The 22,144-nt window shown below is 65.1% G+C and carries 21 protein-coding genes; 14 read left to right on the forward strand and 7 right to left on the reverse strand.

Annotated features, from left to right (window positions below; all coding sequences use genetic code 11):
• Positions 1–167: 167 nt before the first annotated feature.
• On the forward strand, positions 168–1,010 hold the full coding sequence (locus BST13_RS08865) for an NmrA/HSCARG family protein (RefSeq protein WP_083162708.1): 843 nt from the start codon (positions 168–170) through the stop codon (positions 1,008–1,010).
• Positions 1,011–1,022: 12 nt separating this feature from the next.
• Here BST13_RS08865 and BST13_RS08870 read toward each other — a convergent pair whose 3' ends face one another.
• Positions 1,023–1,943, reverse strand: coding sequence for a glyoxalase (locus BST13_RS08870; RefSeq protein WP_083162710.1), 921 nt, complete (start codon positions 1,941–1,943; stop codon positions 1,023–1,025).
• 167 nt (positions 1,944–2,110) lie between these two features.
• Complete coding sequence (locus BST13_RS08875; protein ID WP_083162712.1) at positions 2,111–3,484, reverse strand: NADP-dependent succinic semialdehyde dehydrogenase; 1,374 nt, start codon at positions 3,482–3,484, stop codon at positions 2,111–2,113.
• A gap of 79 nt (positions 3,485–3,563) precedes the next feature.
• Between BST13_RS08875 and BST13_RS08880 the strand changes: the two genes are divergently transcribed.
• Complete coding sequence (locus BST13_RS08880) at positions 3,564–5,213, forward strand: acetolactate synthase large subunit (protein WP_083162714.1); 1,650 nt, start codon at positions 3,564–3,566, stop codon at positions 5,211–5,213.
• 21 nt (positions 5,214–5,234) lie between these two features.
• Here BST13_RS08880 and BST13_RS08885 read toward each other — a convergent pair whose 3' ends face one another.
• Both BST13_RS08885 and BST13_RS08890 read right to left on the reverse strand, forming a co-directional pair.
• Complete coding sequence (locus BST13_RS08885) at positions 5,235–5,984, reverse strand: glucose 1-dehydrogenase (protein ID WP_083162922.1); 750 nt, start codon at positions 5,982–5,984, stop codon at positions 5,235–5,237.
• Between the two features lie 92 nt (positions 5,985–6,076).
• Positions 6,077–7,351 carry an NAD(P)/FAD-dependent oxidoreductase gene (locus BST13_RS08890; RefSeq protein ID WP_083162716.1) on the reverse strand — a complete coding sequence of 425 codons (1,275 nt, stop codon included), beginning with the start codon at positions 7,349–7,351 and terminating at the stop codon, positions 6,077–6,079.
• 150 nt (positions 7,352–7,501) lie between these two features.
• On the opposite strand from BST13_RS08890, the gene BST13_RS39030 reads away from it, so the two are divergent.
• The 7 genes from BST13_RS39030 (at position 7,502) to BST13_RS08920 (ending at position 15,125) form a co-directional block, all read left to right on the forward strand.
• Positions 7,502–7,645 (forward strand): hypothetical protein, encoded by a 144-nt coding sequence (locus BST13_RS39030; protein ID WP_158087130.1) that lies wholly within the window; start codon positions 7,502–7,504, stop codon positions 7,643–7,645.
• Positions 7,642–8,811 (forward strand): FAD binding domain-containing protein, encoded by a 1,170-nt coding sequence (locus BST13_RS39690; protein WP_083162718.1) that lies wholly within the window; start codon positions 7,642–7,644, stop codon positions 8,809–8,811. Before BST13_RS39030 ends, BST13_RS39690 begins: the two co-directional genes overlap by 4 nt.
• A gap of 71 nt (positions 8,812–8,882) precedes the next feature.
• Positions 8,883–11,165 carry a xanthine dehydrogenase family protein molybdopterin-binding subunit gene (locus BST13_RS08900; protein WP_245839457.1) on the forward strand — a complete coding sequence of 761 codons (2,283 nt, stop codon included), beginning with the start codon at positions 8,883–8,885 and terminating at the stop codon, positions 11,163–11,165.
• Positions 11,153–11,683: a (2Fe-2S)-binding protein gene (locus BST13_RS08905; protein WP_083162722.1), complete on the forward strand. Its 531-nt coding sequence runs from the start codon at positions 11,153–11,155 to the stop codon at positions 11,681–11,683. The genes BST13_RS08900 and BST13_RS08905 overlap by 13 nt, the downstream gene beginning before the upstream one ends.
• Positions 11,680–12,666, forward strand: a complete 987-nt coding sequence (locus BST13_RS08910) for an FAD binding domain-containing protein (RefSeq protein WP_083162724.1) — start codon at positions 11,680–11,682, stop codon at positions 12,664–12,666. Before BST13_RS08905 ends, BST13_RS08910 begins: the two co-directional genes overlap by 4 nt.
• A 93-nt stretch (positions 12,667–12,759) precedes the next feature.
• Complete coding sequence (locus tag BST13_RS39695; RefSeq protein ID WP_245839459.1) at positions 12,760–14,148, forward strand: EspA/EspE family type VII secretion system effector; 1,389 nt, start codon at positions 12,760–12,762, stop codon at positions 14,146–14,148.
• Complete coding sequence (locus BST13_RS08920) at positions 14,145–15,125, forward strand: catalase family protein (RefSeq protein WP_083162726.1); 981 nt, start codon at positions 14,145–14,147, stop codon at positions 15,123–15,125. Before BST13_RS39695 ends, BST13_RS08920 begins: the two co-directional genes overlap by 4 nt.
• A 70-nt stretch (positions 15,126–15,195) precedes the next feature.
• On the opposite strand, the gene BST13_RS08925 is transcribed toward BST13_RS08920, so the two are convergent.
• Positions 15,196–16,101, reverse strand: coding sequence for an SDR family oxidoreductase (locus tag BST13_RS08925; RefSeq protein ID WP_083162728.1), 906 nt, complete (start codon positions 16,099–16,101; stop codon positions 15,196–15,198).
• A 12-nt stretch (positions 16,102–16,113) separates the two neighbouring features.
• Positions 16,114–16,893, reverse strand: coding sequence for an SDR family oxidoreductase (locus tag BST13_RS08930; protein WP_083162730.1), 780 nt, complete (start codon positions 16,891–16,893; stop codon positions 16,114–16,116).
• Between the two features lie 61 nt (positions 16,894–16,954).
• Here BST13_RS08930 and echA20 point away from each other — a divergent pair, with 61 nt between their 5' ends.
• The 4 genes from echA20 to ipdC are packed head-to-tail and all read left to right on the forward strand — an operon-like array spanning position 16,955 to position 20,432.
• Positions 16,955–17,710 carry a (7aS)-7a-methyl-1,5-dioxo-2,3,5,6,7,7a-hexahydro-1H-indene-carboxyl-CoA hydrolase gene (gene echA20 / locus BST13_RS08935; protein ID WP_083162732.1) on the forward strand — a complete coding sequence of 252 codons (756 nt, stop codon included), beginning with the start codon at positions 16,955–16,957 and terminating at the stop codon, positions 17,708–17,710.
• A complete protein-coding gene (gene ipdA / locus BST13_RS08940) occupies positions 17,707–18,612 on the forward strand; it encodes a cholesterol ring-cleaving hydrolase subunit IpdA (RefSeq protein WP_083162734.1) in 906 nt (301 codons plus the stop codon). Before echA20 ends, ipdA begins: the two co-directional genes overlap by 4 nt.
• Positions 18,609–19,358, forward strand: coding sequence for a cholesterol ring-cleaving hydrolase subunit IpdB (ipdB, locus tag BST13_RS08945; RefSeq protein ID WP_083162736.1), 750 nt, complete (start codon positions 18,609–18,611; stop codon positions 19,356–19,358). The genes ipdA and ipdB overlap by 4 nt, the downstream gene beginning before the upstream one ends.
• A gap of 3 nt (positions 19,359–19,361) precedes the next feature.
• Positions 19,362–20,432: a (3aS,4S,5R,7aS)-5-hydroxy-7a-methyl-1-oxo-octahydro-1H-indene-4-carboxyl-CoA dehydrogenase gene (gene ipdC, locus BST13_RS08950; RefSeq protein ID WP_083162738.1), complete on the forward strand. Its 1,071-nt coding sequence runs from the start codon at positions 19,362–19,364 to the stop codon at positions 20,430–20,432.
• An 80-nt stretch (positions 20,433–20,512) separates the two neighbouring features.
• Here ipdC and BST13_RS08955 read toward each other — a convergent pair whose 3' ends face one another.
• The gene (locus BST13_RS08955; RefSeq protein ID WP_083162740.1) at positions 20,513–21,775 is read right to left on the reverse strand and encodes a PucR family transcriptional regulator; all 1,263 of its coding nucleotides are present in this window, start codon (positions 21,773–21,775) and stop codon (positions 20,513–20,515) included.
• Positions 21,776–21,982: 207 nt separating this feature from the next.
• Between BST13_RS08955 and BST13_RS40170 the strand changes: the two genes are divergently transcribed.
• Positions 21,983–22,117 (forward strand): hypothetical protein, encoded by a 135-nt coding sequence (locus BST13_RS40170; RefSeq protein WP_269770306.1) that lies wholly within the window; start codon positions 21,983–21,985, stop codon positions 22,115–22,117.
• Positions 22,118–22,144 lie beyond the last annotated feature (27 nt).

Below are 22,144 nucleotides of genomic sequence, written 5' to 3' on the forward strand. Positions count from 1 at the left end.
CAGTCATCCGACTGATGACGTCGGGCCGCACGACGCTGAGACTCACCATGGAGGGCCAGTCCAGCGAACCGGTACTCATGTCTTCTGCCGGCCTCGTGACCGTCGGTGACATGGGCGCTCGACGTGTCTGATCCCCGCCCGCTCTCCAAGTGAAAGGAAGTAGGACCTTGCCAGCAACATACGCGGTCATCGGTGCGACCGGAGCAACGGGCGGCGCCGTCGCAGCCGCCCTCCAGCACCGCGGATCACATGTTCGGGCGGTCACCCGCAATCCTCATTCGCGCCGGGCACAACATCTTTCACAGACGGGTGTCGAGGTGGCGACAGCCGACCTTGCCGATATCGACGCCCTGGCCCGCGCATTCGCTGATGCCACCGGAGTCTTCGCGGTCACCACACCGTTCGAGGACGGCCCGCACGCCGAGCTGGAACAAGGCCTCAACATGGTCACGGCCGCCGCCAAAGCTCAAGTGCCACACTTGGTCTTCTCGTCGGTGGCCAATGCCGATCGGCACACCGGAATCCCGCACTTCGAGAGCAAAGCAGCGATCGAAACAGCGCTTGCCGAATCCGGTGTGCCCTACACCATCGTCGGACCCACCTACTTCTACGACAACATGCTCGGTGGTCTCGACGAACTACGGACCGGCAGATTCTCCCTACCGATTCCGCCCACGACGCCGCTGCAACAACTCTCCCGCCGCGACCTCGGCCGGTTCGTGGCCACGGTTCTGCACGATCCGCAGCGCTTCATCGGGTCCCGCATCGATGTGGCGTCCGACGCGCCGACACCGCGCCAGATGACCGCCGCCCTGGAGCAAACTGTGGGCCGACCAATCGAACTCATCACACTCGACCCGGCCCGCATCGGATCCCCCGACATGCGGGCAATGTTCACCTATCTGTCCGAACACGGCTACAGCGCCGACATCGTGCGACTGCGGCAGACCTATCCGGAGATCGGCTGGCAGCGTTTCGAGGAGTGGCTGGACGAAACCGTCACCGGCTGAGTGTGTTTTGCGTCAGCCGTTGTGTATTTCGGCGATATAACCACCGGGCCATTGCAGCATCGCCGCGGTGGTGGCGCCGATGCGCGCGGCGGGCACCAATACCTGGGCCCCCGCTGCTGTCGCTTTGGCGACGGTAGCCGCGACGTCGGCGACCTGATACCCCGCGAGCTCATGACCGTACGGGTACGGCAACTGGCCATCGGTAACGAATACTGCTGTGTTTCCGAAGGGCGAGCTGAGGTGGATGTGACGGAAAGTCGTGCCCGGCTTGCCGATAAGCGCGCCGTCAGCAGAAGTCGTGTCGGCGTCGAGTGTTCCTTGCGTAAAACTCAGGTAGGACGGCAGGAATTTGTCGACCGAGTCGGCCGGCAGGTAGATCCGGTTGTCAGGCACTGTCGCCAGTGGTGGATAGCTGGGTGGGGTTGTGTGCCAATACAGCTGGGCGTTGACGCCACCCGGGAACTGGACGATGGCATCCCGACCGATCGGATCGGCGAACGGAGCCACGACGACCGCAGCCCCAGCGTCGCGCGCCTGCTGAACGCCGGCGTCGAGGTTGCCCATCAGCCATCCGGTGCGTTCGGTACCGAACGGGTAGGGCACCGCAGAGATGAACTCGAAGGCGTAGACGGTGCCTACGGGTGACAGGATCAGCTGCGACCTGGTCTGGCTGGGCGTCGGGGTGACGGTGACGACCGCAGCCGGTTTGGCGGTACCCCCGAACGTCGCCAGCCAACTGCTCACGAACGCATCCAGCCGACCGGGCTGGACGTACACATGAACGCTGTCATACTGCGGGCCTACTGCTTGACTGCCGACTTCGGTGGTGGCGCTCGTTGTCGGCTGCGCAGGAGTCTGAGACCCGCCGCACGCCGCGGCCGTGGCTACCGCGAGAGTCGCTGCGGCCCAGCGCAGTCGGGTCCAGCTGTTCATCGAGTTCCTCCCAGTCTGAGATTCGCCGGGCAGCCAGGAGGTCGACAAGGGCCGTCGTCCCTGATCGTGCTCCTCTCGGCGCGCGGTGTTCCGCACCCTGTATATCCGAGCGCCCCGTCTTGCCCATCAGTCAGGTGACTGATGGGCAGGACCTATCTCGCGGCGGTCTATGCGATCCAGACACCTTTGATATTGCAGAATTCGCGGATACCGTGCGCGGTCAGTTCCCGACCGTAACCGGATCGTTTGATGCCGCCGAACGGGAGTTCCGGATAGGACACCGTCATACCGTTGATGAATACCTGCCCGGCACTGATCTCATCGACGAACCGTCGTTGTTCGGCCTCGTCACGCGTCCATGCACTGGAGCCCAGACCGAACGATGTGTCATTGGCGAGGCGGATCGCCTCGTCGATATCAGCCGCCCGGTACACCGACGCGACAGGGCCGAACACCTCTTCGGCGAAGATCGGCATGTCACGGGTGATGTCGGTGATCACAGTAGGTGCGTAGAACCAGCCTGGCCGGTCCAGACGTTTTCCGCCACAACGAATCACCGCACCGTCCGCGGCTGCATCGGCGACGAGCTTCTCGACGTCGAGGCGGCCCTGCTCGGTCGCCAGCGGCCCGACGTCCGTGGTTGGGTCAGTCGGGTCTCCCACCCGCAGATTCTGCATCTGAGCGACGAACATCTCGACGAACGCGTCGTAGACGTCAGCGTGGACTATGAATCGTTTGGCCGCGATACAGGATTGTCCCGCATTCTGGATCCGCGCGATCACCGCGGTGTCGACCGCTGCCCGAAGGTCGGCAGACGGCATGACGATGAACGGATCGCTGCCACCCAGTTCGAGGACCGTGTGCTTGACTTCGTCACCGGCGACCGCGGCGACAGCCCGGCCTGCGGGTTCGCTACCGGTGAGGGTCGCCGCTGCCACACGCGGATCCCGCAGTACCCGTTCGACATCACCGGAGGGGATCAGCAGGGTTTGAAAGCAGCCGTCGGGAAAGCCACCGCGGGCGATCACGTCGGCAAGGTACAGCGCGCTCTGCGGCACATTGGACGCGTGTTTGAGCAGCCCCACATTTCCTGCCATCAGAGCCGGAGCGGCAAACCGAACCGCTTGCCACAGCGGGAAATTCCACGGCATGACGGCGAGCACCACTCCGAGCGGTTGATAGCGGGAGTACGCATTGCTGGCCTCCACCGCGACGTTGTCGGCAGGTTCGTCGGCGAGCATTGTCGCGGCGTGCTCAGCGTAGTAGCGAAACCCGTTGGCACACTTCAGCGCCTCAGCCTTCGCCGATGCCAGCGTCTTTCCCATTTCCAGGGTCATCATCGCGGCGGTCTGATCAGCTTCCTTCTCGAGAAGGTCAGCCGTGGCATTGGCCCACCGGGCACGGTCGGTGAAACTGGTGTGGCGGTAGGACTGGAACCGGTTGTGTGCGCGTTCGATGGCGGAGTCGATATCCGCCTCACTCAGCGGATCGAACATCTTGACGGTCTCACCGGTGGTCGGATTGATTGTGGCGATGGGCACGAGAATCGTCCCTTCCGTCTGTAGATTGAATTGTATTCTGCAGCTTAGCGTGTCGTTCCCAGCCGCGAGGGAGATCGAAATGAACACAGCCGCCCAATTGATGGTCGAATGCCTGGAGGCCGAAGGGGTTTCAGTTGTCTTCGGAATCCCCGGCGAGGAAAACATCCGGTTCATGCAGGCGCTGGCCCACTCGGGGATCCGGTACGTCCTGACGCGACACGAGCAGGCTGCGTCGTTCATGGCAGAGATGTACGGCCGGGTGACCGGTCGCGCGGCAGTGGTCTCGACAACTCTGGGCCCCGGGGCAATCAACATGCAACTGGGTGTCGCCGACGCGACCACGAACAGCACACCGTTGGTGGCGATTTCCGCGCAGGTGGGCCAGGACCGGGAGTACAAGGAATCCCACCAGTCAGTCGACCTGGTGGCGATGTTCACTCCGATCACCCGTTGGGCTGACGGTGTGCCCAGTCCCCATGCGATACCCGAGATGTTCCGTAAGGCCTTCAAACTCGCGGAGGCCGAGCGACCGGCCGCCGTGTATCTGGCCGTGCCGGAGAACATCGACGCCGACACCACCCAGTACGACCTGAAACCGCTGCCACGAAACGTTGTTCACCCGAATGCGCCATCACCCGATCAGATTCGACGAGCGGTCGAAGTCCTGCGAGAGGCGCAGCGCCCGATCATGCTCGTGGGCCACGGCGCCGCGCGCGGTCACGCGGCGCAGGCCATCACCGCGTTCTCCGAACTTCTCCACATGCCGGTCGCACACACGTTCCACGGCAAGGGCGTGTTGCCCGATGACCATCCGAACAGCATCGGCACCATAGGGTTCATGCGCCACGATTACGTCAACTTCGGATTCGACGACGCGGACGTCATCGTCGCGGCCGGATACGAATTGCAGGAGTTCGACCCCGTGCGGATCAACCCGCGCCGGGACAAGAAGATCGTGCATGTGCACAGATTCCCAGCCGAAGTCGATGCCCATTATCCGGTCGAAGTCGGTGTGATCGGTGACATCGGTGCCTCGCTCGACGCTCTCACCCATGGTCTGGCGGGCCACGGCGGACGGCTCGATGACATCGCGCCGCGCGGCTGTGGCCTTCTCGCCGAGGAGTTCGCTCGCGGACAACAGGATTCGCGATTTCCCCTTGCACCCCAACGTGTCGTCAGCGATACCCGGGCGGCACTGGGCCGTGACGACATTGTCCTCGTCGACACCGGGGCGGCCAAGATGTGGATGGCCAGACTGTATCCGACCTACGCTGCCAATACGTGCCTGATCTCGAATGGCTTGTCCACCATGGCGTTCGCCTTGCCGGGCGCGCTCGGCGTCAAACTGGCATGCCCCGACGTCAAAGTGCTCGCCGTCATGGGCGACGGTGCCTTCCTGATGAACTCGCAAGAAATCGAGACTGCGGTACGTGAGAGTATTCCGCTCGTCGTGCTGATCTGGGAAGACAGCGGATACGGGCTCATCGAGTGGAAAATGGACCTCGAACTAGGCGCCCACTACAACGTCGGCTTCACCAATCCCGATGTCGTCACCTACGCCGAAAGCTTTGGCGCCAAGGGATATCGCATCGAGTCAGCCGATCAGCTGCTGCCAACGCTGACAGCTGCACTCGGCAGCGCCGGAGTCACGGTGATCGCATGTCCCGTCGACTATTCAGAGAACCTGCGGCTCACCGACCGGCTTGGCCAACTCGACTCCACCTTGTAGCACAACGGGTTCCGCGTTACGTCACTGAGCACACACCCCGCCGTCGACGGGTAGCGTGTGACCGGTGACGTAACGCGCGTCGTCCGACAGCAACCAGACCACAGCGTCGGCGATCTCGTCAGGTTGGCCGATTCGACCCATCGGCACGAAAGCGGCATAGCTGTGCGGGTCACCGCCGGTTCCTTTTGCCAGCAGAGCCGTTTCAACAGGTCCCGGCCCTACTGCGTTCACCCGGATGTTCTGTTGGGCGTAGTCGAGAGCGGCCGCTTTGGTCATACCGGTGACCGCATGCTTGGTCGCGGTGTACAACGACCACCCGGGATAGCCGTTCAGTCCAAAGATCGAAGAGGTGTTGACGATCGCCCCGCCACCGGCCCTGAGCATCTGCTCGATCTCGTACTTCATGCAGTAGAACACGCCCTTGATGTTCACATCGACGAGGAACGACGCGCCGTCGACGCCCTGCTGGTGCAACGGCACCTGCTCGCCGTCGGCCCCGGCATTGTTGTAGGCGAGGTCCAAACGGCCGAATTCGCTGACCGTCCGGTCGACCAACGCCTTCACATCATCGGGTCTGCTCACGTCGGTCGGTTGGAAGATCGCCCGGCTCCCACTGTCTCGAATCGCTTGCACCACCCGCTCACCTTTCACGGCGTCGCGGCCCCCGATGACAACTGCCGCGCCGGCCCTCGCCATGGCCAGTGCCGCTGCCTCACCGATCCCCGAGCCGCCGCCCGTCACGATCGCCACCTTGTCCGACAGATCGGCCATCCGGCCTCCTCCGATCTGATATGCCGTGCGATTGCGCCCGTACTGCTGGACGGTCGTGTGCCCGAGAGTCGCACGTGGGCAGCGATGCGTCATCAGTCATCCGACTGTCCCGTCTCCTCCAGATAACGGTGGACGAGTGAAACTGCCATGGCCCCTTCCCCGACCGCGGAGGCGACGCGCTTGATCGAGCCATGCCGAACGTCACCCACCGCAAATGAACCGGGAACGCTGGTTTCGAGATGGTAGGGCTGACGGTCCAGCGGCCAGTGAGCCGGTGGTCGGCCATTGACGAGCAGGTCGGGGCCAGTGAGCAGGTAGTCGTTGGCATCCCGGATGATGCCGGTATCGTTTGCCCACTCGGTGTTGGGCCGCCCACCGATCAGCACGAAGAGACGAGTGGTTTCGATTCCGACCTCATCGTCGTTCTCGGTGCGAACGCGAAAACCTGTCAGGTACTCGTCACCCTCGAGTTTGGTCACCGTGCTGCGTACGCGGATGACGACATTGGGAGTGGCAGTAAGGCGATCCAGGAGGTAAGCAGACATCGATGCGGCCGGCCTTGCCGCACGCATCATCACGGTGACCGTTCGTGCGTACGCGGCCATGTGCAGGGCGGCCTGCCCCGCCGAGTTGCCCCCGCCGAGGACGTACACATCTTCGCCCGAGCACAACGGTGCTTCCGCCGCGCCTGCGCCGTAGTAGAGCCCCGCACCGGCCAACCGGTCCTCGCCGGCAAGATTGAGCCGGTTGTACTCGACACCGGTAGCACAGATGTTGGTTCGAGCCGCCATCGTTCCGCCGCCAGCAAGATCCACCACGATCCCACCATCTCGAAACGTGGCTTTGACCCCCTCTTGCAGCAGCAGGATCTCGGCGCCGAACGCCACGGCTTGCTGGCGAGCTCGTTCCGCGAGGTGAGCGCCGCTGATCCCGCCCGGGAAGCCGAGGTAATTCTCGATCAGCGAGCTCGTGCCGGCTTGTCCGCCGACGGCTTGGCGCTCGAGCAGCACGGTGCTGAGTCCTTCTGAGGCCGCATAAACCGCGGCACTCAACCCCGCAGGCCCCGCTCCGTAAATCGACACGTCGTAGGTGGTGGCGGAAGGTGCGGTCAGCCAACCGAGGTGTCCGGCGATGTTGCGCACAGTCGCGGACTCGATCCGCAGGCCGTCGGGCAGCACGCACACCGGAAGCCGCGGGTCGTCGAGCCCCATCACACCGGCGCGGGCACGTGCATCGTCGTCGGAGATCAGGTCGGTCCAGGTGAACTCGACGACGCTGCGACCGAGGAAATCTCGGATGTCGTAGCCGTCCGGCGAGTTCGGGCGCCCGAAAACCTGTATGACATCAAGACCGCCGCTAGCTGACACTGATCACCCCCTCCATTAGGGACGCGTCTGATGCGCAGTGTCTGCCACCCCTGTATATCCGACCCTCCCCGTCGTACCCATCAGTCACCTGACTGATGACGTCGCCTGCCTTGCAGTGAGAGAACTGACGCACGGAACCCAGGAGGCCGCATGACGATCACCGTGAAACCGTCACCAGCAAGCGCAGACGAGTTCACGGTCCGTGTCGCGACACTGGAGGAGCATTTCGCCTTGCCGCCATCGGAATTGGCCGCCGTGGCCGCAGGCAATGCCGATCGGATCCTGAACCTGTGAGCGCCCCCTGGACGATCGCGATCGTGGGCGGCTCCCTGGCCGGGCTCGCGGCCGCCGCGGAACTGAGCCGGACCACCGACGCCGAGATCACCGTGTTCGAGCAGACCGCCGGACCGCTCGAAGGCCGCGGCGCCGGAATCGTCGTGCAGCCCGAAATCGAATATCTGCTGTCGGTCTCGGGCGTCCAACCCGACGCGGTCAGCGTTGCGCTTGGGGAACGCCAACTGCTTCATCGCAACAGCCCGCCGCGAACCTTCGCGATGCCGCAGACGATGACTGCGTGGGACACGCTCTACCGCACGTTCCGCGCCACGATTCCGGGTGTCGACTATCGCCAAGGCGTCACCGTCACCGGCGTCACGCCGGGGGAACAGGGCGTCGACCTCACCTTCGCCGACGGCACCACGTCCACGTGGACGTTGGTCATCGGGGCCGACGGAATCGGATCCACGGTGCGTCAGACGGTGTCGGCCGCCCATCCGCAGTACACCGGATACGTGGCGTGGCGGGGTTTGGAGACCGAGGACGAGCTGCCGACAGACATCACCAGTGAGCTGACCGACCGGTTTACCCTGTACAGCGCCAACGGGATTCAGTTTCTCTGCTATCTGGTACCAGGGCCTGCCGGCGAGACCGCGCCGGGACGCCGACGGGTCAACTGGGTGTGGTACATCAACGCCTCCGAAGAGGCGTTCGACGGCATCATGACCGGACAGTCGGGGCGTCGCTACGAGTACTTCCTGCCCACGACGGACGTATCAGAGGCCAGCATGGCAACCCTGCTGATGCTGGCAGAAACCGATCTGCCGCCATTGTTGTCGCGGCTGGTCCGGCTGTCGCGACCGTTCCTGCAACCCGTGATGGATCTGGCCGGTGCCCGGATGCGCCGCGGGCCTGCGTTCGTCATCGGCGATGCGGCCGGCACAGTGCGGCCGCACACCGCGTCGGGAACCTCGAAGTCGATCGCCGACGCCGCGCTGTTGGCCCAGGCGTTTCGGAAGTGGACGGCAGGCGAACCGTTGCCGGAAGATCACCTGCGCCTATGGGAGCAGCACCGGCTGCGATCGCTGGAAGACCTCGCCGCGATCGGTATCGCGCGCGCGGTCGCATCGCGGCTCGGCACCCGCGACAGCACCCCAGTCTGGGACCGGGCAGGGCAACGCTGACTCTCAGTCATCTGACGGATGGACGCTCGTCGCGACCGGTGGCATGCTCGTCGCATGCAGGTGAACCGCGCGTGATCGGCCGCCCGATCAGTCGGGTCGAGGGAACCGAAAAGGTCACCGGGTCGGCGCGGTACACCGCTGACACCGTGGTACCCGGGCTGCAGTACGCGGTGCTGGTGCAGTCCGAGATTGTCCACGGCGAGGTCACCCGCGATTCACTGGAAGCCACAGCGGCTGAAGCCGCGGCCGCCCCCGGCGTGTCATGTGTGCTGACTCCGCTCAATTGCCCTGCCCTGCAGTCCCTTCCAGTCGATCTCAGTTGGGATCTGCCACTGGAGCGTCGGCCGCCGTTATCCGACCTGACCGTGCAACATCGCGGGCAGCACATGGCGCTCATCGTCGCCGACACTCCGCAGAACGCCGAGTACGCGGCGACGCTGATGCGGTTGACCTACCAGGAGTCCGACGCTGTGCTGACGGCGCGGGAGGTGCTGGACCGCCCCGTGCCCACCGGCGGTGACGGGGCCGTGCGCTCCGGTACCTATCAGCCCGATCATTTCGTGAAGCTGGAGGACGAGAAACTCCAGGACCACCGCGGGCCCGCCGAGGAACCGGAGGACGGAACCAAGGTCGCCGCGCGTTTCACCACACCGGAGAACGCCCACTACCCCATCGAACTGTCCGCCGCGATCGCGGAATGGGACGGCGACCAGCTCATCGTCCACGACACCACCCGATGGATCGCCGGCGAGCGTCAAGTGCTGGCCGCATACCTGGGCACCACCGTCGACAAGATCCGGGTGATCTCACCGCTGGTCGGTGGGGCATTCGGCTCCAAGAGTTTCTTGTGGATGCACGTCGCGCTGTGCGCGGTCGCCGCGCGGATGGCGGGCACCCCAGTCAAACTGGTCCTCAGCCGGGCGCAGATGTTCACATCGACGGGCCATCGCCCACCCACCGAACAACACCTGCAGCTGATCGCCGACAGCGCGGGACAGCTCACCAGCGTCGAGCACCACACCCTCACCGAGACCTCCACCGTCGCGCATTTCTGCGAACCGGTAGGACTTTCCACCCGGTTCCTCTATCAATCACCGCGGATGGTTGTGTCGCACACCGTCGCTCGCGTCAACAGCCCCACGCCGTGTTTCATGCGGGGACCGGGCGAGGCGCCCGGCTTGTTCGCACTCGAAGTCGCGATGGACGAACTCGCGTATGCACTGAACGTCGATCCGCTGCAGCTACGAATCACCAACGACGCCACCATCGATCAGGCCAGCGGCCTACCATGGTCTGAGCGACATCTCACCGAGTGCTACCGCGAAGGCGCCCGCCGATTCGGCTGGGATCGCCGACCGGACGAACCCCGCACGATGAGCCGCGATGGGGTCCAGGTCGGGTGGGGCATGGCGACCGCCACCTATCCGGGCCGGAGGATGCCTGCCGGGTGCCGCGTGACCACCAGGGCCGACGGTCATATCGAATTCGCCTCGGCGACACACGAAATCGGCAACGGCGTGCGCACGGTGATGAGCCAGATCGCCGCCGACACGACCGGCAGTGCGCTACAGAGGATCTCGTTCTGTTCGGGCGATTCGGACTTCCCACCGGCACCGTACAGCGGCGCATCACAGACGACCGCCGCGGTGGGCTCAGCGGTGTACGACGCCGGCCAGGAGTGGAAACGCCGACTCCTGGAGTATCTGGTCAAAGATCCGGACTCACCGCACGCGGGCGCCGACGCGACGACTCTCGACGTCTGCGACGATGCGATCGTCAGTTCCGACCCGGCACGGCCCGCCATCGCGCTCCCGGAGGTCATCGTCGCGGCCGGCCCCGAACTGCTTGACCGGTTGTCCTTCACCGTGACGAGCGAGGGGGCGCCGAAGACCGGTCCGATGTCGCAGTCGTTCGGCGCGCACTTCTGCGAGGTCGAGGTCGACGAAGAGATCGGCCGCGCGACGGTCACCCGGTGGGTCGGCGTCATGGACTGCGGCAAGGTGATGAACCCCAAGCTCGCTCGCAGTCAGGTCATCGGCGGCATCACGTTCGGACTGGGGATGGCGCTGCTCGAACAGGTGCCGTACGACCCGGGCACCGGCCATGCCCTCGGCGAGTACTACCTCCCGACGCACGCCGACGTACCGGTTTTCGACATCAGCTTCATCGACAGCACCGACGACCACCTCGACAAGTTCGGCGCCAGGGGCATCGGTGAGATCGGCATCTGCGGCGTGCCCGCCGCGATCGCCAACGCCGTCTTCCACGCCACCGGCCGCCGAATCCGCGATCTGCCGATCACGCTCGAGAACCTGTTGCCGCCGTTCCCCGGAGCCCCGACATGCACGCCATAGAGCTGACCATCAACGGCACCCCGTACACCGTCGCGATCGACGTCCGGACCACTCTGCTCGACCTGTTGCGCGAACAGATTCAGTTGACCGGCACCAAGAAAGGCTGCGACCATGGCCTGTGCGGTGCCTGCACGGTGGCGGTCAACGGGGAACGGGTCGTCAGTTGCCTGACGCTCGCGGTGTCGATCGACGGCGCGGACGTCCTGACTGTCGAGGGCATCGCCGATGACGGCCGGCTGCATCCGCTGCAGGATGCCTTCGTCGAATACGACGGGTTCCATTGCGGTTACTGCACACCTGGTCAGGTCAGTTCGGCACACGCGTTGCTGCACGAACACAGTCGCGGCGATCTGTCGGCCGCCTCGTTCGAAGACCCGGCCGCCGACGTGGTGACAGGACCGGAAACCTTGTGCAGCGCCGAAATTCGTGAGCGCATGGCAGGCAACATCTGCCGTTGCGGCGCCTACCCGAACATCGTCGACGCCATCGCGTCCTGTCTGCCGGGTGATCGCCGGTGAAGCCCTTCGACTTTCACCACGCGCGCGATATCGATGACGCCCTCGAGCGTGCCGAGGCCGGCGCCCGGTTCTACGCGGGCGGCACGAATCTGCTGGACTTGATGAAGCTGGGCGTCGAAACCCCGTCGTCGTTGGTCGACATCGGCAAGCTCGGACTCGCCACGATCACCCCGACCGACCGTGGCGGTGTGTTGATCGGCGCCGGTGCCACCAACAGTGCGATCGCCAATCACCGCCTGATCCGTAGCCAGTACCCGGTGATCTCGCACGCGATCCTGTCCGGCGCGACGACTCAGCTGCGGAACATGGCCACCGCAGGTGGAAATCTGATGCAACGGACCCGCTGCCCGTACTTCATGGAGGCGTCGTTCGCCGCATGCAACAAACGCCGACCCGGTTCGGGATGCGGTTCGCTCGCCGGGTTCAACCGTGAGCACGCGCTGTTCGGTGCCAGTGAGTCGTGCGTGGCGGTGCATCCGTCCGATATGGCGGTGGCGCTGGCGATCCTCGATGCCGTGGTACACGTCGCATCGCGCACCGGTTCCCGGGCGATCCCGCTGACGCAGTTCTTTCGGTTGCCCGGGGACGCTCCGCAGACCGACAACACGGTGCAGCCCGGCGAATTGATCACCGGGATCGAACTCCCGCCATCCTCATTCGCCCGCCACAGTTGGTATCTCAAGGTACGTGACCGACACAGCTATGCGTTCGCCCTGGTTTCGGTCGCCGTCGGACTGACCATCTCCGATGGCATCGTCACATCAGCCGCCATCGCACTGGGCGGTGTGGCTGCCAGACCGTGGCGCGTCCCCGAAGCCAAGTCGGCCCTCGTGGGTGAGCCGGCCACCACCGAGAGCTTCACCAGCGCGGCAGAACTCGCCATGGCCGGGGCAAAGCCGTTGGGCCAGAATGCGTTCAAGGTCGATCTCGGCAAACACAGTGTCGTGCGGGCGCTGCGCCGAGCGAGCACACTGCAACGGTGAGAGGTGCCGGCTGAAATTCGTGCAGTTTGGGTGCCAACACTCGTGGGAAACTGACAGCTGACAGTGCTGTTGCACCAGGGCCCGGGGGTGCCGATGAGTGTTCTGGAGGGATTTCTCTCCACCTGGGCCGAGGCGCGTGCAACGTTCGGCCAGGGTGTGCCCCAGACGGGCGAACCCTTCAAGACCGATGGACCGCTGAGCCGGGTGCAGTCGCACCTGACTGCGGCGACGCCGGGATCGTCCTGGTCTGGCACAGCGTCCGCCGCCTACGATGTGGCCAACACCGAACAGCGGGGCAAGGTGGCCGAGTTCGCGACCCTGGACCGCCGGATGGGCGAACAGATCGACCGCGCGGCGCGAGTGGTCGCCGGTGGCCGAAATGATCTGGACGCGGTGCGAACCTGGGTACTCGACGCCGCCGCGAAGGTTCCGCAGAACGTGGCCGGCCAGCAGATGCTGGTGCCGATCGTGAAGCGGGGCCTCAGTGACGTCGCCGATATCGTCAAACGGTCCAACGGTGAACTGAATTCGATCGCCACGACGATCCGGGGCATCGGCAATGAATATTCCGCGCTCGGTGACCAGAAGCGCGGCAAGGGCGACCAACCCGACAAATTCGGGCCGGACAAGAACGGCCCAGACTCGGACAAACCGCCGGAGAACAAGTACGAAAAGGCGCTCAGGGATGCCGGCCTGCTCAACGGCCCTGCTGAGGGCTACTACAAGAAGTGGTTGGAGAATGCCGAACGCCGCGGTGTTCCACCAGAAGTCATCGTCGAGATCGCCCGGCGTCACCACATCACCCCGGACAGCTTCAAAGTCCTCGACGGCATGGAAGAGGTCACCGACCCCGACGGCAAGTCCTACTTCCTCATGCCGAAAGGCACGAGTGGCGCCGATGCGCGCAGGGCAGCGCTGATGACCTACGTCCTCAACTGTGGCACGGACTACGACAAGGCCGGAAGACAGCCCGGCGTGACCAACGACTTCAAGGAAACCCCGTACTCGGCTGACGAGGTACAGCGGATCATCGATCGACAGAATGCGAATTCGTGGAGTTACGACCAAGACGTCGGATTCGTTGACGGCAACGGTGGTCGCCTGATGACCACACCGAACGGCATGTTGATGGGGCTCGGCGGCAACCAGCTGCAGGACATGTACAGCGAGGGCGGCGGATCCACCTGGGGCGACATCTTCATGGTCAACATCGACGATCCGACCGACGCCGCGGATCAGCTCCGCAAGATCGTCAAGTCGGGCGTCGCGTGGTATCCGGGTCCCGACGGTAACGGGTATCCCGGTGCCAACCAACTCGACCTGGATCGACTGCTGCACCACGAGGAACGGCACTCTCAGCAGTGGGCCCGCATGGGCTACCTGGGATTCATCGACGCCTACGTGACCGGAAAGGTCATCGAGATCTTCACCGATCATCCGATGGAGAAGGATGCCGGTCTGCACGACGGGGGTTACCGATGATTCGGCGCGTCAACGTCGCGATCGCACTCATCACGTTGCTGGTGTCCGTGTTGGTTGCGTGCGACAAACACGACTGGAAACACGTCCAGGGCGCTCCGTCGCTGCGACCGGCATTCGGCGCCCGGGTGACCGACGGACAGCTGCAGATCTGGATGGGATCACGCTGCGACCACGCGCGCGAGGTGAACCTGGAATTCACGCCTGGCACGACGTTGGTTCTCTCAGCACCGGAGCATCACTGGGTCTCGGTCGATCGGCTCACCCTCGGTGGCCCATACCCCGGCCTACGCGTCACAGAACCGTTGCCCGATGAATTCGATTGGCACACCGCAGAGAAACTGAAGATCTGGGTCAACGGCGACCCCGGCAGCCTGGGCGCACAAACCAATCTCGCTGTAGTGCGCGAGGAATCCGCGAAACACCCCGACGACACCTATTGGTTCCAGGACGTCGGCTGGCTCAACCCGGCCCAGGTCGCCGAACAGGATGCCAAGACCTTCCTCGCTCTCTGCACCCCCGACCCTGCGTACAAGTCACCGGTTCCGACGGTATTCGGAGTACGGGAAACCGATGGTCTGCTACGCATCTGGACCGGATCGCCCTGCCCGGGCACCATCGCGGCCACGGTCATCTTCGAGCCCAGCGGCGTTGAGTTGGTTCTCAACGCACGCAACGGAACAGGGGTCGATTTCCAGCGGTACACGGTCGGCGAGCCCATTGCCGACATGGAGGTATCCAGAGCACTGCCCAAGGACTTCGATTGGACCGGACAACGGGAGCTGCAGCTGAGTCTCTCGCGTACCGATCCCGGCACCGGGCCGCAGCGCGTCGATCTCGGCGTCGTGCGCGCGGAATCCGCGAACCATCCCGCCGACACCTACTACTTCCAGGGCATCGGGTGGCTCAACCCCGCGCAGGTCGCCGAACAGGACGGCAAAACCTTCCTGGCGACATGTACCCGGGACCCGAAAAAGTAAGCGCGAGCAGACACTCCTGAACCCGACACGCCGTTGTGCTGGTACCGGAGTGCCTGCTCGCGCGAAGAGCTTAGGCCCCGTAAACCGGAACCGCGGGACGGGCCTTGGCCAACAGATCGGAGACCACGGGCGCCAACTCGGCCGGATCCCACTTCGCGCCCTTATCGATCTGCGGTCCGTGCGCCCAGCCCTCCGCGACGCGGATCTTGCCGCCCTCGACCTCGAACATCTTGCCGGTGACGTCTTTTGACTCGGCGCTGCCCAGCCATACCACGAGCGGTGAGATGTTCTCCGGCGCCATCGCGTCGAATTCGGCGTCCTGCGTCGCCATCATCTCGGCGAACACCGTCTCGGTCATCCGGGTGCGGGCCGACGGCGCGATGGCGTTCACGGTGACGCCGTAGCGCCCCATCTCGGCGGCGGCCACCAGCGTCAGAGCTGCGATACCCGCCTTGGCTGCACTGTAATTCGCCTGTCCGACACTGCCTTGCAGGCCGGCACCGGAGCTGGTGTTGATGATGCGGGCATCAACCGTGTTGCCCGCCTTGGACTGGGCGCGCCAATAGGCTGCCGCGTGCTTCATGGTGGCGAAGTGCCCCTTGAGGTGCACGGCGGTGACGGCGTCGAACTCCTCTTCGGAGGTGTTGGCGAACATGCGGTCCCGCACGATGCCCGCGTTGTTGACCAGAACGTCGAGGCCGCCGAACGCGTCGACGGCAGTTTGGATGAGGCCTTCGGCCTGCGCCCAGTCCGCGACGTTGGCGCCGCTGGTGACAGCTTCGCCACCGGCAGCGATGATTTCGTCGACCACGTTCTGTGCGGCGCTGCCGCCGCCTGCGGGCGAGCCGTCCAGGCCGACGCCGATATCGTTGACCACGACACGGGCCCCTTCGGCGGCGAACGCGAGCGCATGCGCGCGTCCGATACCGCCGCCTGCGCCCGTCACGATGACCACGCGGCCGTCAAGCAAACCCATTCCTGTTTCTCCTTATTTGTTCGCGGTGGAAGCTGCCAGGTACTGCGGTGGCTCACCGCCACCGTGGACTTCGAGGGTCGCCCCACTGATGTAGGACGCCGCGTCGGACGTCAAGAAGGCTGCGGCCCAACCGATGTCGGCCGGTTTGGCCAGGCGGCCCAGCGGTACGGTGGCGGCCACTGCCGCCACGGATTCGGCGTCGCCGTAGAACAATTCGGACTGCTCGGTCTCGACCATGCCGACCACCACGGAGTTCACCCGGACCTTGGGCGCCCACTCGACGGCCAGGGTCGCGGTCAGGTTGTCCACCCCGGCCTTGGCGGCACCGTAGGCCGCGGTTCCCGGTGTGGGCCTGCGGCCGCTGACACTGGAGATATTGATGATCGAGCCGCCGCCGTCCTGATTCTGCATCACGGCATTGGCGTGTTGGGAAACCGACAGCGGGCCGAGCAGATTGAGCTCGATGATCTTGGTGCTGAACTTCGCCGACGCGTCGGCGGCCGCCACATAGGGCGAGCCGCCGGCGTTGTTGACCACGACGTCCAGCCGGCCGTGCTCTGCGACCACCGCATCGATCATCGCCTTCACCGAGTCGTCGTCCCGGACGTCGCAGCTGTGGAACTCGTACGGCAGCCCCTCGACGGGACGGCGCGCGCAGGTCACCACAGTGGCACCCTGACCGGCGAAAACAGCGCTGATTCCGGCACCGACCCCTCGTACTCCGCCGGTGACCAGCACCACTTTGCCGGTCAGGCCCAAATTGATGGCACCGCCTTCTGGCGTATCTCTCACTGTGCTAGCGTACCAAGCAAGTGCTTGCTTAGGTAGCGACGACGGAACGATCAGGAAACCAATGACGATCACATCCACCACTGTCGAACCGGGCATCGTCTCGGTCACCGTGAACTACCCACCCGTCAACGCCATCCCGTCGCGGGGATGGTTCGAGCTGGCCGACGCCATCACGGCAGCGGGCCGGGACCGCAGCACCCACGTGGTGATCCTGCGAGCCGAGGGCCGTGGATTCAACGCCGGTGTCGACATCAAGGAGATGCAGAACACCGAGGGATTCACCGCACTGATCGATGCCAACCGCGGCTGCTACGCGGCCTTCAAGGCGGTCTACGAATGCGAAGTACCGGTGATCGCGGCGGTCAACGGGTTCTGCGTCGGCGGCGGCATCGGCCTGGTCGGCAACGCCGACGTCATCGTCGCCTCCGACGACGCCAAATTCGGCCTGCCCGAGGTGGAACGCGGCGCCCTCGGCGCGGCCACGCACCTGTCACGCCTGGTGCCGCAACACATGATGCGGCGGTTGTTCTTCACCGCCGCCACCGTCGACGCCGAAACCCTGCACCACTTCGGCTCGGTGCACGAGGTGGTGCCGCGCGCCGAGCTCGACGAGGCCGCGCTGCGGGTTGCGCGCGACATCGCCAGCAAGGACACCCGGGTGATCCGGGCGGCCAAGGAGGCGCTGAACTTCATCGACGTGCAACCGGTCAACGCGAGATACCGCATGGAGCAAGGCTTTACATTCGAACTCAACCTGTCCGGCGTGTCCGACGAGCACCGCGACGCGTTCGCCGGCACTTCCAAGGGGAAAGAATGACCGATAAGAGAACAACTCTCGACGAGGCCGTCGCGTCGATCGAAAGCGGCATGACCATCGGCATCGGCGGCTGGGGCTCGCGGCGCAAGCCCATGGCCGTCGTCCGTGCCCTGCTGCGCACCGACGTCACGGACCTGACCGTGGTCACCTACGGCGGTCCGGACCTGGGCCTGCTGTGCTCGGCAGGCAAGGTCAAGCGCGTCTACTACGGCTTCGTGTCACTGGATTCGCCGCCGTTCTACGACCCGTGGTTCGCCAAGGCCCGCACCAGCGGCGCCATCGAGGCCCGCGAGATGGACGAGGGCATGCTGCGCTGCGGCCTGCAGGCGGCCGCCCAGCGGCTGCCGTTCCTGCCGATCCGCGCCGGGCTCGGCAGCGACGTCCGCGCCTTCTGGGGCGACGAGCTCAAGACCGTCACGTCGCCGTATCCGACCGACGGTGCCTACGAAGAACTGATCGCGATGCCCGCACTGAACCTCGACGCGGCGTTCGTCCACATGAATCTCGGTGATGCCCAAGGCAATGCCGCCTACACCGGAATCGACCCGTACTTCGACGACTTGTTCCTGATGGCAGCCACGCGGCGCATCCTCACTGTCGAACGCGTCGTGTCCACCGAAGAACTCGTCAAAGCCGTTCCGACGCAGGCCCTCCTGATCAACCGGATGATGGTCGATTCCGTGGTGGAGGCTCCGAACGGCGCCCACTTCACCACCAACGAGCCCGACTATCGACGCGACGAGAAGTTCCAACGCCACTACGCGGAAGCCGCAGCCTCCGACGAGACGTGGGCCGAGTTCGTCAAGACGTATCTGTCGGGCAGCGAGCTCGACTACCAGGCCGCGGTCCGCAAGTTCGCCGCGGACGCGAGGAGCACCGAAATCAAGGAGGCCAGCAAGTGATTGCCGTCACCCGGGCTGAGGTCTGCGCCGTCGCCTGCGCCGAACTGTTCCGCGACGCCGGCGAGATCATGGCCAGCCCCATGACCACCATCGTCCAGATCGGTGCCCGGCTGGCCCGGCTGACCTTCTCCCCCGACATCGTGCTGACCGACGGTGAGGCCCGGATCATGGCCGACACCCCGGCGATCGGCGGCCCGTTCACCGTCGAGGGCTGGATGCCGTTCAACCGGGTCTTCGAGACCCTGGCCTGGGGCAAGCGCCATGTGGTGATGGGCGCCAACCAGATCGACCGCTACGGCAACCAGAACCTGTCGGCGTTCGGTCCGATCCAGCACCCGACCCGGCAGATGTTCGGCGTCCGCGGCGCGCCCGGCAACAGCATCAACCACACCACCAGCTACTTCGTGGGCAATCACTCCAAGCGCGTATTCTGCGAGTCGGTGGACATCGTCTCCGGAATCGGCTGGGACAAGGTCGATCCGGAGAATCCGGCGTGCCGGTTCGCGAACATCTACCGCGTCGTGTCGAACCTCGGCGTGTTCGACTTCAACGGCCCCGACCACCAGATGCGCGCGGTGTCGCTGCATCCGGGCGTCGACGCCCAACAGGTTGCCGAGAATACGTCGTTCGAGGTGCACGGGCTGGACTCCGCCGAGACCACCCGCTTGGCCACCGACGAGGAACTCAAGCTGCTGCGTGAGGTGATCGATCCGAAAGCGTTGCGGGACAAAGAGGTCAAGGTCTAACCGATGGGCAAGATCAAAACCCCGCTGACCGAGCTGGTCGGTATCGAACATCCCGTGGTGCAGACCGGCATGGGCTGGGTGGCCGGTGCCCGACTGGTCGCGGCGACCTCGAATGCCGGCGGCCTGGGCATCCTGGCGTCGGCGACCATGACGCTCGAGGAACTGCAGACCGCCGTCACCAAGGTCAAGGCCGCCACCGACAAACCGTTCGGCATCAACATCCGTGCCGACGCCGGCGACGCCGATGCGCGCGTCGACCTCCTGATCCGCGAAGGAGTCAAAGTCGCCTCCTTCGCTCTGGCCCCCAAGCCGGACCTGATCGCCAAGCTCAAAGACGCAGGCGTGGTGGTCATCCCGTCGGTCGGACTGGCCAAGCACGCCAAGAAGGTGGCGAGCTGGGGCGCCGACGCGGTGATCGTGCAGGGCGGCGAGGGCGGCGGCCACACCGGCCCGATCGCCACCACCCTGCTGCTGCCGTCCGTGCTCGACGCCGTGGCCGACACCGGGATGCCGGTGGTCGCCGCGGGCGGGTTCTTCGACGGGCGGGGGCTGGCCGCGGCGCTGTCCTACGGTGCTGCGGGGGTGGCGATGGGCACCCGGTTCCTGCTGACCTCGGATTCAACCGTGCCCGACGCCGTCAAGCAGCGTTACCTGCAGGCCGCGCTCGACGGCACCGTGGTGTCCACCCGCGTCGACGGCATGCCGCACCGGGTGTTGCGTACCGGTCTGGTCGAGAAGCTCGAAAGTGGCTCGCGGGCACGCGGTTTCGCCGCTGCGGTCGGCAATGCGCAGAAGTTCAAGAAGCTCTCGGGCATGACCTGGAAGTCGATGATCAAAGACGGCTTGGCCATGCGGCACGGCAAGGAACTCACCTGGTCGCAGGTGGTCATGGCCGCCAACACCCCCATGCTGCTGAAAGCCGGTCTGGTGGAAGGCAACACCGAAGCAGGTGTGCTGGCATCAGGTCAGGTCGCAGGCATCATCGAGGATCTGCCGTCGTGCGCTGAGCTGGTGCCCGCGATCGTGGACGAGGCCGTCGAGCACCTGCGCTCCGCGACCAGTTACATCCAGTAACTTTTGATTCGCGAGCAGACGCAAACTCGCACTTTTTCGGTCGAAAGAGTGCGAGTTTGCGTCTGCTCGGCAGAAAAGTCTCAGCGCAGCAGCGTCGCGCCGAAGTAATGGCACAGCAGCAGAGCCACTTCCACGTCGAGGCGGTCGTCGGTGATGGGCCTGCCACGGCGTTCCACCGCCCGGCTCACCCGGTACTTCACCGAATTGGTGTGCAAATGCAGATCTTCAGCGGCGGCCTTGTAGCTTGATCCGCTGCCCAGGAACGCGCGCAGCGTCTCACGAAGCCGCTCGTCGTTCTCGGTGGGCTCGGCGAGCGGCCCGAGCACATCGGTCACCCACTGCGCAGCGGACTCGACGTTGCCGCCGAGCAGCGCGGCCACGGCCACGCCGCTGTCCCCGGCCGCGGTGAACCGGCACAACGCCGCACCGGCCGCGACGGCCACCGTCCGGGCGTCCTGCGCCTGCCGGTGCGAACGTCGGAAACCGTCGACCCCGGGCAGCGGATTGCCGACGCCGAGGAACGGACCGTCGCCGAACACCCGCAACCGGTTGACCACATCGTCGGCGGCCTCGCCGGGAACCGGGATCCACACCCACGCCGTCACCCGGTCCACCGAGATGAACAATGGGTTCTCCTGTGCCCCAATGGATTCAGCGAATCGATTGAAGTAGCGTTCCATCGACGAGAGCTCGTCGCCGTCACCGGACTCGTCACACCACGCCACCGCGGCGAGGTGAATCCGCCTGAGCGGGTAGCGGATTGCCATGGCGGCCGCATCGACGTCGACTTCGTCACCCGACGCCAGCAGGTCGCGCACCCGCGACGCGCGGACACTGTTGCGGGACTCCAGCCAGCGGTCGCGCTCGTGCTGATACTCCTCGACCACCCGCAGCGAGATCTGGTCGATGTAGTCGAACGACACCGATTCCATCAACTCGTAGACCGCCAGGCCCAGTGCCGGATCCAGATCCGCCGCGCGCACCTCATCGAGGATGAACCGCAAGGCGGCCCGATGGCCCAGCCGATAGGCGCGGGTCAGGGCATTCGCGGACACCTCCCGCTGCGCCAGCCGGCGGGAGTACTCGAGCGCAGCAGCGGGCGGCTCGACATTCTGCACCGAGATGCCGTGCCGGACCGCGGCGAAGAATGTTTCGACGTTGGTCTCGACGGTGTCGCGGAGCAACTGCTGCAGTTGCTCTTCATCCCGTAATTCGGAGATGGCGTCGACGAGGGACTGCTGAACCGTCTTGGTGATGACGGGCAGTTTGTCCACCAGCCGGCCGGTCACGCTGACGGCGGCCTGCGCCACAGCCGCCTCATCCACCTCGCCCTTCCCCGCCATGGTCAAACCGTAGAACGCGGCTGTCGACGGCGGGACCTGGTTGTCCGGATCGGTTTTGTCCTCCGGGGACAGTCAGCCCCCGGTATTTCAGCCGCCGAGGACGTCGTCACACCGATACGGGCTCCGTAACGTACATCACGAACGCAGCAACAAGCCCTCTACCAGCTGCGACAGCCCAAAAAGCCCCATCGCGAAAGTGAGTTCGCCATGTCCGTGTTCGGTTTCTTCCTCTTGTTCTTCATCGGCCTGTTCCCGGTCCTGGTGCCGGCCACCACCACCGCCGTCCGGGCCGTCTCCGGGTGGCGTGGGCGCCGTGTGGCCGCAGCGGCCGCCGCCCAGTAACCAGCCACCGCAATCAGACAAGGAGAA

The sequence above is a fragment of the Mycobacterium aquaticum genome (assembly GCF_002086485.1).
Taxonomy (GTDB): Bacteria; Actinomycetota; Actinomycetes; order Mycobacteriales; family Mycobacteriaceae; genus Mycobacterium; species Mycobacterium aquaticum.